At 43.6% G+C, this 15,032-nt stretch carries 14 protein-coding genes; 8 read left to right on the forward strand and 6 right to left on the reverse strand.

From position 1 onward, the window contains the following. Positions 1-15: 15 nt before the first annotated feature. Positions 16-1,305 carry a citrate synthase gene (locus R7Q11_RS15780; protein ID WP_005382163.1) on the forward strand — a complete coding sequence of 430 codons (1,290 nt, stop codon included), beginning with the start codon at positions 16-18 and terminating at the stop codon, positions 1,303-1,305. A gap of 91 nt (positions 1,306-1,396) precedes the next feature. Here R7Q11_RS15780 and R7Q11_RS15785 read toward each other — a convergent pair whose 3' ends face one another. Next, the gene (locus R7Q11_RS15785) at positions 1,397-2,155 is read right to left on the reverse strand and encodes a Nif3-like dinuclear metal center hexameric protein (protein ID WP_225466565.1); all 759 of its coding nucleotides are present in this window, start codon (positions 2,153-2,155) and stop codon (positions 1,397-1,399) included. A 231-nt stretch (positions 2,156-2,386) separates the two neighbouring features. On the opposite strand from R7Q11_RS15785, the gene R7Q11_RS15790 reads away from it, so the two are divergent. After that, positions 2,387-3,160, forward strand: coding sequence for a DUF1853 family protein (locus tag R7Q11_RS15790; RefSeq protein ID WP_213915115.1), 774 nt, complete (start codon positions 2,387-2,389; stop codon positions 3,158-3,160). 61 nt (positions 3,161-3,221) lie between these two features. Here R7Q11_RS15790 and pgm read toward each other — a convergent pair whose 3' ends face one another. Further along, the gene (pgm, locus tag R7Q11_RS15795; protein WP_025766986.1) at positions 3,222-4,868 is read right to left on the reverse strand and encodes a phosphoglucomutase (alpha-D-glucose-1,6-bisphosphate-dependent); all 1,647 of its coding nucleotides are present in this window, start codon (positions 4,866-4,868) and stop codon (positions 3,222-3,224) included. A 92-nt stretch (positions 4,869-4,960) separates the two neighbouring features. Next, complete coding sequence (gene seqA / locus R7Q11_RS15800) at positions 4,961-5,503, reverse strand: replication initiation negative regulator SeqA (RefSeq protein WP_005382149.1); 543 nt, start codon at positions 5,501-5,503, stop codon at positions 4,961-4,963. Between the two features lie 92 nt (positions 5,504-5,595). Between seqA and R7Q11_RS15805 the strand changes: the two genes are divergently transcribed. The 3 genes from R7Q11_RS15805 (at position 5,596) to fldA (ending at position 7,279) form a co-directional block, all read left to right on the forward strand. After that, the gene (locus R7Q11_RS15805; RefSeq protein ID WP_017819953.1) at positions 5,596-6,363 is read left to right on the forward strand and encodes an alpha/beta fold hydrolase; all 768 of its coding nucleotides are present in this window, start codon (positions 5,596-5,598) and stop codon (positions 6,361-6,363) included. 112 nt (positions 6,364-6,475) lie between these two features. Beyond that, positions 6,476-6,697 carry a DUF2788 domain-containing protein gene (locus R7Q11_RS15810; RefSeq protein ID WP_005393038.1) on the forward strand — a complete coding sequence of 74 codons (222 nt, stop codon included), beginning with the start codon at positions 6,476-6,478 and terminating at the stop codon, positions 6,695-6,697. A gap of 48 nt (positions 6,698-6,745) precedes the next feature. Then, a complete protein-coding gene (gene fldA, locus R7Q11_RS15815; RefSeq protein ID WP_005382146.1) occupies positions 6,746-7,279 on the forward strand; it encodes a flavodoxin FldA in 534 nt (177 codons plus the stop codon). A 52-nt stretch (positions 7,280-7,331) separates the two neighbouring features. Here the strand turns inward: fldA and R7Q11_RS15820 are convergent, their stop codons facing one another. Continuing rightward, positions 7,332-7,835 carry a DUF4442 domain-containing protein gene (locus R7Q11_RS15820; protein WP_005382144.1) on the reverse strand — a complete coding sequence of 168 codons (504 nt, stop codon included), beginning with the start codon at positions 7,833-7,835 and terminating at the stop codon, positions 7,332-7,334. Positions 7,836-8,035: 200 nt separating this feature from the next. On the opposite strand from R7Q11_RS15820, the gene fcrX reads away from it, so the two are divergent. Then, positions 8,036-8,485 carry a ferric iron uptake transcriptional regulator FcrX gene (gene fcrX, locus R7Q11_RS15825; protein ID WP_005382141.1) on the forward strand — a complete coding sequence of 150 codons (450 nt, stop codon included), beginning with the start codon at positions 8,036-8,038 and terminating at the stop codon, positions 8,483-8,485. Between the two features lie 222 nt (positions 8,486-8,707). Here the strand turns inward: fcrX and glnS are convergent, their stop codons facing one another. Both glnS and nagE read right to left on the reverse strand, forming a co-directional pair. Continuing rightward, positions 8,708-10,378, reverse strand: a complete 1,671-nt coding sequence (glnS, locus tag R7Q11_RS15830; protein ID WP_005382124.1) for a glutamine--tRNA ligase — start codon at positions 10,376-10,378, stop codon at positions 8,708-8,710. 276 nt (positions 10,379-10,654) lie between these two features. After that, entirely contained in the window at positions 10,655-12,148 is a 1,494-nt protein-coding gene (nagE, locus tag R7Q11_RS15835) for an N-acetylglucosamine-specific PTS transporter subunit IIBC (RefSeq protein ID WP_005384985.1), read from the reverse strand. Between the two features lie 489 nt (positions 12,149-12,637). Between nagE and nagA the strand changes: the two genes are divergently transcribed. After that, positions 12,638-13,774, forward strand: a complete 1,137-nt coding sequence (nagA, locus tag R7Q11_RS15840; protein ID WP_225466566.1) for an N-acetylglucosamine-6-phosphate deacetylase — start codon at positions 12,638-12,640, stop codon at positions 13,772-13,774. 2 nt (positions 13,775-13,776) lie between these two features. Further along, a complete protein-coding gene (nagC, locus tag R7Q11_RS15845; RefSeq protein WP_225466567.1) occupies positions 13,777-14,991 on the forward strand; it encodes a DNA-binding transcriptional regulator NagC in 1,215 nt (404 codons plus the stop codon). Positions 14,992-15,032: the final 41 nt, after the last annotated feature.

Consider the following 15,032-nt stretch of genomic DNA (forward strand, 5'->3'; position numbering starts at 1 on the left):
ACAAAGGAGATTGTTATGGCGGATAAGAAAGCGACCCTTCATGTTGAAGGTCAAGCGCCAATCGAACTGCCAATTATGGACGGTACGCTAGGTACACCTGTAATTGACGTTCGTAAGCTGGGAGCCAATGGTTACTTTACTTTTGACCCAGGTTTTCTTGCCACTGCATCTTGTGAATCATCAATCACGTACATCGATGGCGGCAAAGGTATTCTTTTGCACCGCGGTTTCCCGATTGATCAATTAGCCAATAACGCAGATTACTTAGAAGTATGTTACATCCTTCTTTATGGTGAAGCCCCTACCCGAGAACAATACGAGCAATTCAAAACGACCGTTACTCGTCACACAATGGTACACGAGCAAATCGCAAGCTTTTTCCATGGCTTCCGACGCGATGCTCATCCAATGGCGGTAATGTGTGGTGTAGTTGGAGCACTTGCAGCCTTCTATCACGACTCTCTTGACATTAACAACGACGAACACCGCGAAATTGCAGCGTACCGTCTGCTGTCAAAAATGCCAACACTGGCGGCGATGTGTTACAAATACTCTATCGGTCAGCCATTTATTTACCCTCGTAACGACCTTAGCTACGCAGAGAACTTCTTGCATATGATGTTCGCAAACCCTTGCGAAGAGTATGAAGTAAATCCTGTGGTTGCCCGTGCGATGGATAAGATTTTCACTCTACACGCGGATCACGAACAGAATGCGTCGACATCAACTGTTCGCCTAGCTGGCTCTTCTGGTGCGAACCCGTTTGCATGTATTGCCGCTGGTATTGCATCCCTTTGGGGGCCTGCTCACGGTGGCGCAAACGAAGCCTGCTTGAGAATGCTAGAAGAGATTGGCAGCGTCGATAACATCCCTGAATATGTAGACCGCGCGAAAGACAAAGATGACCCATTCCGCTTAATGGGCTTTGGTCACCGCGTTTACAAGAACTACGACCCACGTGCGACAGTAATGCGCGAAACGTGTCATGAAGTTCTCAAAGAGCTAAACATTCAAGACCCTCTGCTAGACGTTGCAATGGAACTTGAGCGCATTGCGCTTTCTGATGAGTACTTCGTGTCTAAGAAGCTGTACCCGAACGTAGACTTCTACTCAGGTATCATTCTTAAAGCGATTGGTATTCCAGTTTCTATGTTTACGGTTATCTTCGCGATTTCTCGTACCATCGGCTGGATTGCTCACTGGAACGAAATGCATAGCGATCCACTGAACCGCATTGGTCGTCCTCGTCAGCTATACACTGGCGAAACACAACGTGAGTTTTCTCCACTTCACGAACGTGAATGATCTTTTAGTACGAAGATAGACAAACAAAAGGGTTGAGATTTTCGTCTCAACCCTTTTTCTTTTCAGCACTTAACGTTACGAATAGCGAACGTTAAACCGGATTATCTATATCGATAAACTCCACATGTAGGCCGTATTCATCCGCTAGCCATTTGCCTAAGGCCTGAACACCATAACGCTCAGTAGCATGATGACCTGCAGCAAAGTAATGAATGTCCATTTCACGAGCGGTATAAGTGGTGCGCTCTGAAATTTCTCCAGAGATAAATGCATCCAGCCCGTGCTGTACAGCAAGTTCAATGAAATCCTGCCCTCCACCAGTGCACCAGCCGACTGTCTCAATCATCTTATCGGTATTCTCTGGAGCGATATGCAGAGGCTCTCTATCAAGAACTTGGTTGATCTTACTCGCAAATTCAACACCAGACATCGGCTTTTTCAAGCACCCAAACATAGCAACTGACTGAGGGTGCCCTTCAAGCCCACCTTCTACTTCGATTTCAAGTAAGCGAGCTAATTCAGCGTTGTTGCCTAGCTCTGGATGAATATCTAGAGGAAGGTGATAACCATATAAGTTGATATCATTTTTGATCAGGCTACGAATTCGTTTACCTTTCATGCCACGAATTGGCTCAGGCTCACCTTTCCAAAAATAGCCATGATGAACAAGTAATGCGTCTGCATTAAGCTCAATCGCTTTATCGATTAAGGCTTGAGAGGCGGTTACGCCAGTGATAACACGCTTTACCGCTGATTTCCCTTCTACCTGTAACCCATTTGGTGCGTAATCTTTAATTAACTGCGGTGACAGTTTGTCATTAAGAATCTGTTCTAGCTTTAAGTTATTCATTATTACTTCCAATTTCTAGCGCATGTAAACCTAAATAACCTCTCGATGGAATCAGACGAAAGAGTGCAACCTAGTTGATACAACAACGTTTTGACATCTGGCACCTTGATATCATTTAGGTCTTTGAAGTGTATCTCGAACCCTAATATCGATGCTAGCCACCCTACCCTCAAAAGCAAATTTAGTTACAATAACAAAGCTTGTCGCCTCACCATAAATTTAGGGATACGGATGAACCAACTGCAACGCTTTTACCAATGGATCGCCACTTCACCTCCGCTTTTCAAGTTACGCCCTCCGTTTGCTACCTTAGAAGATGTCTCGGTCAAACCTTTGAATAGCTCAGAACAATACAATGGTAATCCGAGACTGGGTTTTTTATATCAGCACCTATGCACTGCGGCTCTTTCTAATTCAGAACGATATCAGATTATTGCCGAAGAAATTCAGTTAAACGACGCTGAAGGTAAGACCATTGGTGCTGTCGATTTGGTGTTGAGGAATACAGAATCAAATCAGATAGAACATTGGGAAGTGGCGATTAAGTTTTATCTTCTTTACAACGGCATTTGGTATGGCCCGAATGCTCACGACCAGTTACATGCGAAATTGGATAGAATGCTCACGCATCAACTGAAAATGAGCGATCGCCCGGAATTTCAAAAAATAATTCCTTTAAACGACTCTCCAGAAGAGCGCCTAATGATGCAAGGACGACTCTATATTAATCCGTTTACTCCAGAGCCAACTCCTAAGGAGTGCTTGGGTTATGAATTAAATCCAAGTCAGATTAGTGGTTACTGGTGCTATCAAAGTCAATGGGATTTAATTAGTAAACCCCTTTATCATTTACATAAACCATGCTGGGCGACCGGTACAGACGATTTCTCTCAACCTATTGAAAAGCCTTTAGATCGATTCATACACGCACAAACGGAAGACGGTCAATTCTGGTTTGTGGTACCAGATTCATGGCCCGGAGATAAAGCTGTTCGGGGCACTTAAACATGAAAGGGTTGATGTTTTCACATCAACCTTTTGCTAGATACATTGACCATTGGATGTTTTACAAACCAGCGGCTGCAAACACTTGATTAACGATCTCTTGTGCTTCTGCTTCGATTTGTTTCAGATGTTCTTCACCTTTGAAGCTTTCACAGTAAATCTTGTAGATGTCCTCTGTGCCTGATGGACGAGCAGCGAACCAACCGTTAGCTGTCGTTACTTTAAGGCCGCCAATCGCAGCACCATTGCCTGGTGCATGCGTTAGACGAGCAGTGATAGCATCACCTGCTAGAGTTTCAGCCGCAACCATTTCTGGTGACAACTTCTTCAATACGTCTTTTTGTGGGCCATTTGCTACAGCTTGAATACGGTTGTACTTCGACTCACCGTGCTTCGCCGCTAGCTCTTCATAGTAATCTTGAGGGTTCTTACCCGTTACCGCAGTGATCTCTGCTGCTAGAAGGCATAGCAAGATGCCATCTTTGTCTGTTGACCAAGGCGTGCCATCTTTACGAAGGAAAGACGCACCAGCACTTTCTTCGCCGCCGAAACCAAACTTACCAGTGTACAGACCGTCTACAAACCATTTGAAACCAACAGGCACTTCACATAGCTCACGACCTAGATCCGCAACAACACGATCAATCAGCGCACTTGAAACTAGTGTTTTACCAACAGCGACGTCTTTACCCCACGCGTCACGATGACGGTACAAGTAGTCAATACAAACGGCTAAGAAGTGGTTCGGGTTCATCAAACCTTTTGGCGTAACGATACCGTGACGGTCGTAGTCAGGATCGTTACCAAATGCTAAATCGTATTCGTCTTTCAGTGCCAATAGACCCGCCATTGCGTAAGGAGAAGAACAGTCCATACGCACAACGCCGTCTTTATCTAGCGACATGAATTGGAAAGAAGGATCGATCGATTCACTTACTAGCGTTAGGTCTAGGTTGTATGCCTGACCAATTTGACGCCAGTAATCGATACCGCTGCCACCCAATGGATCTACACCAATCTTCAGGTTCGCTTTTTGGATTGCTTCCATATCGATAACGTTCACCAGGTCATCAATGTATGGCTTCACCAAGTCCATCTCTACAAACAGATCCGATGCTTTTGCTTCTGCTAGTGGTAGGCGTTTAACACCTTGTAAACCTTCAGCAATCAATTCGTTCGCACGATCTTCGATAGCTTGAGTCAACTCAGCTTCTGCAGGACCACCATGTGTCGGATTGTATTTGATTCCGCCGTCTTGTGGTGGGTTATGTGATGGGGTAATAACGATACCGTCTGCTTTTTCATCGTGTTTGATGTTGTAAGTCAGAATCGCGTGTGAAATACCCGGTGTTGGCGTGTAACCGTTGTCTTGCTGGACAATCACTTTCACACCATTTGCAATCAATACTTCAATCACACTTGAAAAAGCAGGCTCAGATAGCGCATGCGTGTCTTTACCCACAAACAACGGGCCAGTTGTGCCTTGCTCAGCACGAACTTCTGCTACCGCTTGAGCGATCGCTAAAATGTGGTTTTCGTTAAAAGTGTGCTTGTCTGCAGTACCGCGGTGGCCAGAAGTACCAAATTGAACTTTGTGTTCTGCGTTTGCCGCGTCTGGTTGAAGTAAGAAGTAGTTAGCAACGAGTGCTGGGATATTGTGAAGATCTTCCTGCTGCGCTTTTTGCCCAGCACGAGGGTGCATAGCCATGTTTGACATCCTTTCTTTAAATACAAATAAAATTAAAAAAGCCTCATAATATCCGCTCACTGCGACGCATTATGAGGCTTCTATCAGGTTTCTTAGATTGAACCTGTTACTTTTTCTATTAAGTCAGGTTGGAACCCCATGTGTGCCATCACTTGTTCAACCATCTGTCTTTTACGACTTGTATTGTTATTCGTGATAACCCAAAACGGTGTGCCAGGAATGGCTTTTGGCTTGGTCGTATTACCGTTTGCTAGCAAGGTTTCTTCATTATCTGCAAAGTACACGCGTTTGCGTCCTTTTACATTCGTAGCCTGGGCGAAACCTTCTGGATTCAATTTATGTAAGGTCGATAATACCAACATAAAGCGATCAATCGCTTTTTTTAGACCGGCAAACTCATCAGAAATAAGCAGCGAACGCATTTCTTTCACTACATCAACAGATTCCGTTTTACCCGCATCTTTACTTACTACAATCCCTTGTGGCTTCTCTACTACAGGCGCGGCTTTAGCTTCCTGCAACTGACCATCAAGGTTTAAAAGGCGTCGCAAAATATCCGAGGCGCTTTCACCGATATGCTTAGTTTGACTAGCTATATAACGGTATAGATCCTCATCAACCTCAATTGTTTTCATTCGCTTTTCACATTCTCAATGTTTAAACTCTGGGGGATTATAACGAGATCCACGCGGATACTCCACGTTAAACCCATCACGAATAAGATAAAATGTCAGCATTACTCAACTATAAGCAGGAAGGCCAAGGCCAAACAGTTGTTTTGATTCACGGATTGTTTGGTAGTTTAAGTAATCTGGGTCTACTCGCCCGCGATCTTATTAAAGATCACACGGTGATCAGTATTGATCTGAGAAATCACGGCCTCTCTTTCCACTCCGAAGTCCATAACTATACCGATATGGCAAAAGATGTGGCTCAGCTCCTTCAGCACTTAAACGTTGAGCCATCTATTGTTATTGGTCACTCCATGGGCGGAAAAGTCGCGATGGCTCTTGTGGACATTGCTCCAAATGTAGTCAAGCAGTTAGTCGTTCTCGACATGGCGCCTGTAGCCTACACTACGAACCGTCACGATAATGTTTTTAACGGCTTACATGCTGTTATTAATGAAAAACCAGCAAATCGACAGCAAGCCATGGATATCCTAGCTCAACATATTGAACTCGATGGTGTAAGACAATTTCTCTCTAAATCACTGTACAAAAATGGCGATAAGATGGATTGGCGGTTTAACGTACCGAGCCTTTTTGAGAATTATGACCAAATTATTGGCTGGCAAGAAATCACACCAACAGATATCCCAACTTTATTTATCAAAGGCGGCGACTCTGACTACTTAATGCCAGAACATCAGCCGGCAGTGAAGCGACAATTTAACCATGCTAAAGCACACATTATCGCTGGCACTGGTCACTGGTTACACGCCGAGAAACCGACAGAAGTAATGAGAGTCATTCGAAAATACATTTCGAGTTAACAAATTCGAAAAGCAACACTAGATTATTGAAATAACCCTTCTTGTAGTGCATTAACTTTACCGTTTAACAGTGGTATAGTGCGCCCAAGATTTTTCGGCATGAAGGGCTAAAATGCTTTACGACTATATGGATATGCTCGAGTCTATTGGGCTCGATCTTCTTTTTGCTGCTATCTTTTTTTTCATCGGGATGGCGATAAAAGATGTGCTAAAGCAAGGCAATGTACCTGTTTTTGGTCGTCGTATTGTGTGGTTAGTCCTTTTCCTAGGCTGTGCTGGCTTTATTGCAAAAGGTGTAATTCAGCTAACTTGGGAAGGCTCAGGGTTAGGTTAAACCCTTAGTGGCATCGCCAATAACAAACAATGTAAAGGTATAGACTCTATGGCAAGTGTAGGTATCTTCTTCGGTAGCGACACAGGTAATACTGAAGCCGTTGCAAAGATGATTCAAAAGCAACTAGGTAAACATCTGGTTCACGTTCAAGACATCGCGAAAAGCAGCAAAGAAGACATTGATAACTTCGATCTTCTTCTTCTAGGTATCCCAACTTGGTACTACGGCGAAGCACAATGTGATTGGGATGACTTCTTCCCTGAACTTGAGCAAATCGACTTCTCTACTAAGCTAGTGGCTATCTTTGGCTGTGGCGACCAAGAAGACTACGCAGAATACTTCTGTGACGCGATGGGCACAGTCCGTGATATCGTTGAATCTAAAGGCGGCACAATTCTTGGCCATACCTCGACAGAAGGCTACGAATTTGAAGCGTCTAAAGCACTTGTTGAAGGTGACGAAAGCCAATTCGTAGGTCTATGTATTGATGAAGACCGCCAACCAGAATTGACTGACGAGCGTGTTGAAAGCTGGGTTAAACAGATCTATGAAGAGATGTGTTTAGCTGAGCTAGAAGGCTAATCAAATTGAATGATGCAAAGACCTCCACTTGGAGGTCTTTTTGTATGTATTGTCACACAGCATCGGTAAGTACTTCCTCTTCGCGATACTGAGGTTTCTTTCTTACATAAAGCTTGCGTTGAACCTCTGAAACCACATTCCCCTGTTTATCTTTTACATGAGTAATAAACTCAGGAAAACACTTTTCTCCATTCCGTGTCATTTGATAAATGTTTTCCAGCATCCCTTCAGTGACCTCAAATTCTGCAAACAAATCACTTTGCCCCGGCTTAATAAAGTTAATGCTTGCCTCTTTATCCCACACATAATATTCCTCTCGTAGAATCCCCATCAGCATCAACGAGTAAATAGGATCAGTTAAAGAGAAAATACTGCCGCCATATTGGGTGCGATTGGCATTTTTATTCCACCAGCGAAGCTTTAAACGTACCTTTACAGTACGGAAGTCTTGAGAAATATGTAAGATTTTAATACCCGCCCCCCAAAAAGGAGGCCAAATATTGAGTGCGAACTTTACAATTCCTGGTTTGTATATCTTCGCTAGTCGCCTATTCATCGCTATCCCTGCCCTCTCCAAGCTTAATGTTACACAATTGTAACTGGTCAGAGCTGTAATATAATGGACCTGCTTCTAATTTACAAAAAGATTCTATTAACCCTTTGAAGTTCGTGGTTTAATGTTCCGAACGCTTATCCTATAATGGTAGGAAGATTGAATTCTGTTAAATCGCTGCAGATGATCCAACGGGAAAGTATATGTCAGATAATAATCAGGCGCTGAAGGATGCGGGTTTAAAAGTAACCCTTCCGAGGCTAAAAATTCTAGAAGTACTTCAGCAGCCAGACTGCCAGCACATCAGTGCTGAAGATTTGTACAAAAAGTTGATTGATCTAGGTGAAGAAATTGGCCTAGCAACTGTTTACCGAGTTCTAAACCAGTTCGACGATGCTGGTATTGTAACTCGTCACCACTTTGAAGGTGGAAAGTCAGTCTTCGAATTATCGACTCAACATCACCACGACCACCTAGTGTGCCTAGACTGTGGTGAGGTAATTGAATTTTCTGACGATCTTATTGAAGAACGTCAAAAAGAGATTGCAGCTAAGTACAATGTCACACTAACAAACCACAGCTTATACTTGTACGGCAAGTGTAGCGATGGTGGTTGTAAAGACAATCCAGATGCACACAAACCGAAAAAATAAGGGTTTGTTAATTTAAAAAGTAAACGTCAGCACATGCTGGCGTTTTTTGTTTCTAGAAGTCAGTACCTTAGACGTCAGTACTTTGGTTACAGAACAAAAGCTACTAAACACCCATCTTTTTTCTCCACAGTTTTGCACATCTATATAGCACTCTGTGGGATTAGGTATAAAAAATGCCAGCGTTTGCTGGCATTTTTTCATCGTTCTCAGCATTAATTGAGATTATTGATTCTCAATTTTCGCCCAGGTATCACGTAGACCAACCGTGCGGTTGAATACTAGATTATCTGCTGAAGAGTCTTTCGAGTCTGCACAGAAGTAACCCATACGTTCAAACTGGTAACCTTTTTCTGCTTCTGCAGAAGCTAGGCTAGGCTCGACGAAGCCATTGATCACAACTAATGATTCAGGGTTGATAGTAGAAGCAAAATCTTCCGCTGCGCCTGGGTTTGGCACCGTAAATAAACGATCGTACAGCCGAATTTCCGCTGGAAGAGCTTTATCAGCTGACACCCAATGAATAACGCCTTTCACTTTACGACCATCTGCTGGGTTTTTACCTAGCGTATCTGCATCGTAAGAGCAGAAGATCGTTGTGATGTTGCCTTCGGCATCTTTTTCAACGCGCTCAGCTTTGATCACGTAAGCACCACGTAAACGAACTTCTTTACCTAGCACTAAACGCTTGTACTTTTTGTTCGCTTCTTCACGGAAGTCTTCACGCTCAATCCACAATTCACGCGTGAATGGCACTTCACGCACGCCCATTTCTGGTTTATTTGGGTGGTTGGCAACTGTCAAGTTTTCTACTGCGCCTGCTTCAAAGTTTTCGATAACAACTTTAACAGGATCCAGTACAGCCATTGCACGCGGAGCGTTCTCGTTTAGGTCATCACGAATACAAGATTCTAATGAACTAAACTCGATCATATTTTCTTGCTTCGTTACACCAATACGCTTACAAAACTCACGAATAGATGCAGGTGTGAAGCCACGACGACGCAGACCTGAGACAGTCGGCATACGTGGATCATCCCAACCATTAACCAGTTTTTCAGTAACTAGCTGGTTAAGCTTACGCTTAGACATCACTGTATATTCAAGGTTTAAACGACTGAACTCGTATTGATGTGGACGGCTTTCGATCGTGATGTTGTCTAGAACCCAATCGTACAGACGACGGTTATCCATGAATTCAAGCGTACAAATAGAGTGCGTAATGCCTTCTAATGCATCAGAAATACAGTGCGTAAAGTCGTACATTGGGTAAATGCACCACTTATCACCAGTTTGGTGGTGCGTAGCAAAACGCACACGGTATAAAACTGGATCGCGCATGACCATGAATGAAGAACCCATGTCGATTTTAGCACGAAGACACGCTTTACCTTCTTCAAATTCACCAGCGCGCATTTTTTCAAACAACGCCAAGTTCTCTTCAACAGAACGGTCACGGTATGGACTTGGTTTACCTGGCGCCTTTAGTGTGCCGCGGTATTCACGAATTTGCTCTGGACTTAGCTCATCTACGTACGCTAAGCCTTTGTTAATCAATTCAATTGCATATTCGTAAAGCTTATCGAAGTAGTTTGATGAGTAACATACTTCACCACTCCACTCAAAGCCCAACCAGTTTACATCTTTCTTGATAGACTCAACGTATTCGATGTCTTCTTTTTCAGGGTTTGTATCGTCGAAACGCAGATTACATTGACCCTGGTAGTCCTGAGCAATACCGAAGTTCAAACAGATAGACTTAGCATGACCGATATGCAGGTAGCCATTTGGCTCCGGCGGGAATCGAGTATGCACGCTAGTGTGTTTACCATCCGCTAGATCTTTATCAATGATCTGGCGAATAAAGTTTGATGGACGAGCATCAGCTTCACTCATCTATAGCACCTCAAAAATATTAGTATTGTCAGAGAAAACGGAACCCTGTATCCAAGTATGGTTTCACAGAGTACATTGTTCCTAATGATCCACAATTCTAAGCAATTAGACAACAAGAACTCGCTCTAAAACGACAATATTTATCGAGTTGGCGTGAAAGCAAAGCAGATTCAAAGGGCCTAAACGAAAAAAGGCCTCCTGCGGAGGCCTTTTGCGATGTTGTAGTATCAATTGTTTGCAATACCAATAACAAACAATCGCACCACTATTAAACAGTTAAGCTGGTAACTGAACACCACTTAAGTCTTCATCTTTAGATACATTCTTCATCTCACCAGCAACAATCTCTGCTAGTGGACCAAGGATAACTTGTAGGTTGTTTGTACCTAGCTTCACAACTCCCATAGCTCCAAGATCTTTCAGAGTTTTCTCATTGATAACGCTCATATCTTTCACAGAAAGGCGCAAACGAGTAATACAGGCATCGATAGAACTTAGGTTGTCATGACCGCCAAGTGCTTTCAAGTACTGACGAGCAAGCTCTGAAGAATTGCTTGATCCAGCCACGTTAGATGAAGCTTCTTCATCATCTTCACGTCCCGGTGTTTTAAGGCCAAACTTAACAATCACGGTACGGAACACGAAGTAGTAAACCGCAAAGAAACCAAGACCTTGTACAATGAGCATGTACCAATTTACCGCTAGCGGGTTACGAGTCGACAATACTAAGTCGACTAAACCAGCAGAGAAACCGAAACCTGCAATCCACTGCATTGATGCCGCGATATAAACTGATAGACCAGTCAGCGCTGCGTGAAGAACGTACAGTCCTGGAGCAAGGAACATGAATGCAAATTCAAGTGGTTCTGTTACACCTGTAAAGAATGAAGCAAACGCAGCTGCAATCATGATAGATGCCACTTTCTCTTTATTCTTTGATTTCGCAGTATGGTACATCGCTAGAGCAGCGCCTGGTAAACCAAACATCATGATTGGGAAGAAGCCCGCTTGGTACATCCCCGTAACACCTACCGTTGCCGTGCCTTCAGCTAATGATTTCGCACCGCCAAGGAAGTTTGGAATGTCATTAATACCAGCAACATCAAACCAGAACACTGAGTTTAGTGCATGGTGCAGACCAACAGGAATTAGAAGACGGTTGAAGAATGCGTAAACACCTGCACCTGCTTCACCCATACCTTGAATGCTTTCGCCAAAACTGACCAGACCGCCGTAAACTGATGGCCAAACGTACATCAGGATGAACGCAATAACGATACCAGCAAAAGACGTTAGGATAGGTACAAGACGCTTACCAGAGAAAAACGCCAGTGCTTTGTGCAGCTCTACGTGAGAAAAACGGTTGTACAACTCAGCAGAAACAATACCAACCAAGATACCTACGAACTGGTTATTGATTTTACCAAATGCAGCAGGTACTTCACTTGGGTCAATGCCTTGAATTTGTGATACTGCGCCAGGGGCCAAAAGCGTTGTGACAACTAAGAAGCCCACGAAACCCGAAAGTGCAGCGGCGCCATCTTTGTCTTTAGACATTCCATAAGCAACACCAACAGCGAACAATACTGACATGTTGTCAATGATCGCTGCACCAGCTTTAATAAGAAATGCAGCAAGTGCACTGTTTGCGCCCCAGCCATTTGGGTCGATCCAGTAGCCAATACCCATGAGTATTGCTGCTGCAGGAAGTGTGGCAACCGGCACCATAAGCGCCTTACCCACCTTCTGGAAGTATCCGAGAATGTTCACCTTAAGTTCCCCCTATAGGATTAGATGTTATGTTGAATGACTTATTTCAGCCGTCCAATTTAGTCATCCTAAGTTTATGATATTAATTTTGCTCCGCAAATTAAAAGCTCACCGTTTGTGATCATAATCACCACAATTTGCCCTTTCGGAAGGTTTTTGCTAGCGAGATCATAAAACTTATTTTATTATACGAAAAAATGGCGTTTTAAAGATAATATTCTCGCACTTTATGCAAGGCAGAATCAGTGTTATTTTGGTATCTAGGCGGGTAAATCACTGTAACTTTGCTCTGAAAAAGAATCATAAAAAACCATACAATTATTACTTTTCAGTTAGTTACTATGACAATAACATCGATAAAACGCGACTTGCTGTATGTGACTCGTTATCTAATTCAGTGATACAAACTAAGTACCCATATGACTGAAGCAGTCTCTACTTAGATAACGATATAGAAATTGAATTCTCATCTATAAGGACTAGCTGACTATGTACGCGCTAAGTAACTGTAAAATTTATACCGGTAGTGATGTTCTTACCGATCATGCGGTCATCATCGAAAACGATCTTATTCAATCTATTGTGCCGGTTTCTGAGCTACCTCAAAGCATCGAACTAAAAGACCTTGCAGGCGCTAGTCTAAGTCCAGGCTTTATCGATCTGCAGTTGAACGGTTGTGGCGGTGTAATGCTAAACGATGCAATTACCCCTGAAACCATGCAAATCATGCACCAGGCAAACCTCAAATCTGGCTGTACTAGCTTCCTGCCAACACTCATTACGTCATCTGATGAAGATATGCGAACTGCAATTGCCGCAGCTCGTGAGTACCACAACAAGTATCAAAATCAATCGCTTGGTTTACACCTCGAAGGTCCTTACCTTAACGTCGCGAAAAAAGGCATCCATAACGTCGATTTTATTCGCCCATCAGACGAAAGCATGATCGACCTTATCTGCGCAAACGCCGATATCGTAGCGAAAGTAACACTAGCACCTGAGCATAACGACCCAGAGCATATTGCGCGATTAAAGGCTGCTGGCATCGTGGTTTCAATTGGCCACACAAATGCAACCTACACCGAAGCACGTAAAAGCTTTGAAGCAGGCATTACTTTTGCTACACACCTCTTTAATGCAATGACACCAATGGTTGGTCGTGAACCAGGAGTTGTTGGTGCAATTTACGATACTCCTGACGTATACGCTGGCATTATTGCTGATGGTTTTCACGTCGACTACGCAAACATCCGAATTGCTCATAAAATCAAAGGTGAAAAGCTTGTTTTGGTGACGGATGCCACAGCTCCAGCAGGTGCTAACATTGATCACTTTATTTTTGTCGGTAAGAAAGTATATTACCGAGATGGTAAGTGTGTTGATGAAAATGGCACGCTAGGCGGCTCAGCTTTGACAATGATTGAAGCAGTTCAGAATTCAGTTGAGCACGCGGGGATCGCTTTAGACGAAGCTCTACGAATGGCCACGTTATACCCAGCAACAGCAATTGGTGTTGAGGATCGCCTTGGCCGAGTTCGAAAAGGGATGGTTGCAAACCTGACTATTTTCGATCGTGACTTTAAAGTAAAAGCGACGGTTGTTAACGGACAATACGAGCAAAATTAAGCATGAATGGCGGACAGATTGGTAATGTAGATTTAGTAAAACAGCTTAACAGCGCTGCGGTATATAGGCTGATTGATCAGCAAGGTCCTATCTCCCGTATTCAAGTCGCGGACGTGAGTCAGCTCGCGCCTGCTAGTGTTACCAAAATAACCCGCCAACTTTTAGAGCGCGGCCTTATTAAGGAGGTCGCCCAACAAGCTTCAACTGGTGGTCGTCGTGCGATCTCTTTGACTACTGAAGTCAAACCTTTTCATTCGATTGCCGTTCGCTTAGGTCGAGATTACGTACAGTTCAGTTTATACGATTTAGGTGGTACCGCGCTGGCAGAAGATCAGCATGAACTGCACTACACTAACCAAGCAGACTTAATCGCAGGACTTATCGATTTATTAAAAGATTTCGTAAGCCGTTGCGAAGACAAAATTGATCAACTCATCGCTATCGGCATCACTTTACCGGGCCTTGTTAACCCAACAACTGGCGTGGTCGAATACATGCCTAATACCGATATCGATAATCTTGCTCTCGGTGAAATTGTTGGAGAGAAGTTTAATACAGCATGCTTTGTTGGCAACGACGTACGTGGCATGGCGTTGGCTGAGCACTACTTTGGAGCAAGCCAAGACTGCCAGGATTCTATTTTGGTTAGCGTCCATCGCGGTACTGGCGCAGGTATTATCGTTAACGGCCAGGTTTTTCTTGGTTTTAACCGCAACGTCGGTGAAATTGGTCATATCCAAATTGACCCGCTTGGTGAGCAATGCCAATGTGGAAACTTTGGCTGTTTAGAAACCGTAGCTGCAAACCCAGCGATTATTCAACGAGTGAAGCAACTGATTACTCAAGGATACGAATCAAGCTTAACCGACCTTGAAAACATCACAATTGAAGCGGTATGTCAGCACGCAGTGAATGGCGATGAACTTGCGAAACAGAGTTTAGTGCGAGTGGGCAACCAGCTAGGTAAAGCGATTGCGATTACGGTTAACTTATTTAATCCACAGAAAATTGTAATTGCTGGCGATATTACTGCAGCACAAGATATTGTTTTCCCTGCAATTCAACGCAACGTAGAGAATCAATCTCTTAAAACTTTCCATAACGACCTCCCTATCGTGGCTTCTCACATTGATAAGCAGCCAACGATGGGCGCATTTGCGATGATTAAACGCGCTATGCTAAACGGAGTTTTGTTACAAAAGTTACTGGAAGACTAAGTTTATACAACCAATTGAGTTACAATCTCGGGCTGTGTTTT

This window comes from Vibrio sp. 970 (assembly GCF_033339075.1).

Excerpts from the sequence above, each read along its gene's own strand:
- R7Q11_RS15780 (WP_005382163.1), top strand. The coding sequence starts at position 16 with ATGGCGGATAAGAAAGCGACCCTTCATGTTGAAGGTCAAGCGCCAATC.
- nagA (WP_225466566.1), top strand. The coding sequence starts at position 12,638 with ATGTACGCGCTAAGTAACTGTAAAATTTATACCGGTAGTGATGTTCTT.
- R7Q11_RS15805 (WP_017819953.1), top strand. The coding sequence starts at position 5,596 with ATGTCAGCATTACTCAACTATAAGCAGGAAGGCCAAGGCCAAACAGTT.
- pgm (WP_025766986.1), bottom strand. The coding sequence starts at position 4,868 with ATGGCTATGCACCCTCGTGCTGGGCAAAAAGCGCAGCAGGAAGATCTT.
- fcrX (WP_005382141.1), top strand. The coding sequence starts at position 8,036 with ATGTCAGATAATAATCAGGCGCTGAAGGATGCGGGTTTAAAAGTAACC.
- glnS (WP_005382124.1), bottom strand. The coding sequence starts at position 10,378 with ATGAGTGAAGCTGATGCTCGTCCATCAAACTTTATTCGCCAGATCATT.
- R7Q11_RS15820 (WP_005382144.1), bottom strand. The coding sequence starts at position 7,835 with ATGAATAGGCGACTAGCGAAGATATACAAACCAGGAATTGTAAAGTTC.
- nagC (WP_225466567.1), top strand. The coding sequence starts at position 13,777 with ATGAATGGCGGACAGATTGGTAATGTAGATTTAGTAAAACAGCTTAAC.
- fldA (WP_005382146.1), top strand. The coding sequence starts at position 6,746 with ATGGCAAGTGTAGGTATCTTCTTCGGTAGCGACACAGGTAATACTGAA.
- R7Q11_RS15810 (WP_005393038.1), top strand. The coding sequence starts at position 6,476 with ATGCTTTACGACTATATGGATATGCTCGAGTCTATTGGGCTCGATCTT.
- R7Q11_RS15785 (WP_225466565.1), bottom strand. The coding sequence starts at position 2,155 with ATGAATAACTTAAAGCTAGAACAGATTCTTAATGACAAACTGTCACCG.
- R7Q11_RS15790 (WP_213915115.1), top strand. The coding sequence starts at position 2,387 with ATGAACCAACTGCAACGCTTTTACCAATGGATCGCCACTTCACCTCCG.
- seqA (WP_005382149.1), bottom strand. The coding sequence starts at position 5,503 with ATGAAAACAATTGAGGTTGATGAGGATCTATACCGTTATATAGCTAGT.